General features: G+C 59.3%; 1 protein-coding gene. It reads left to right on the top strand.

Going from position 1 to position 851, the window contains the following annotated elements; all coding sequences use genetic code 11:
* Nucleotides 1-851, top strand: an 851-nt coding sequence (locus LPW39_RS17880) for a tape measure protein (RefSeq protein WP_230778367.1), incomplete at both ends; no start/stop codon positions are given.

The raw sequence follows: 851 nt of genomic DNA, 5'->3' as shown, positions 1-851 counted from the left end.
GGTTTCAGCGTCACTAAGCTGGTCACCTATGCGGATGCCTGGGGGCAGCTCTCCAGCCGCATGACACAGGCAACGGGCAGCGCCACGGCTAGCGAGGCCGCCATGAGTCGGCTGATGGATGTCAGCAACCGCGTCTACAAGCCCATTGCCGACACGGCAGAGCTATTTATCCGCACCTCCGAATCCCTCAAGCAGATGGGGTACACGACCGCTGAGACGGTTGACATGGTGGAAACGCTTTCCTATGGCCTCACGGTGTCCTCTGCATCGGCAGACAAGACCAAGAGCGTGATTGATGCCTGGTCGAAGTCCATGCTGCAAGGCAAGATGACGATGGGCGAGTATCAGACGGTTATCTCTGGCGCACCAGCCCTGCAAAAGGCGCTAGCCGATGCGCTGGGGGTGACTATCGCCGGCCTGCAGGACATGGTTGGCAAAGGCCAGCTGAGCGCTGACAAGCTGATGCTGGTAACCAAGCAGATGCAGGAGCTGGGCAAGCAAGCCGATGCAATGCCTGTGACCGTGACGGATGCGTTTACCAAGCTGGTGAACAGTGTCACGCAGTACGCGGGCGAATTGAACAAGAGCACCGGTGCAACTTCTCTGCTGACCGGCGCTATTGGAAAGCTTGCTGACAATGTTGGACCGCTGCTGACGATGCTCGCCACGATGGTGGGATTGGCGGTTTCGAGCTGGTTAACTACTGTGGTGTCTGGAGCCGTGGCCGCAGGTGGTGCATTCACTGCTGCCGGTGTCGCGGTGAAAGGCTTCATGGCCTCCCTGGGACCATTGGGTTGGTTAGTTCTAGCTGTGGGCGCGGGTACGGCAGCCTATCAGGCGTTCTCGCGGAG

The sequence above is a fragment of the Comamonas koreensis genome, assembly GCF_021026195.1.
GTDB classification, from domain to species: Bacteria; Pseudomonadota; Gammaproteobacteria; order Burkholderiales; family Burkholderiaceae_C; genus Comamonas; species Comamonas koreensis.
The sequence above is the reverse complement of the archived record's forward strand: the minus strand, read 5'-3'. Positions and strand labels throughout refer to the sequence as shown.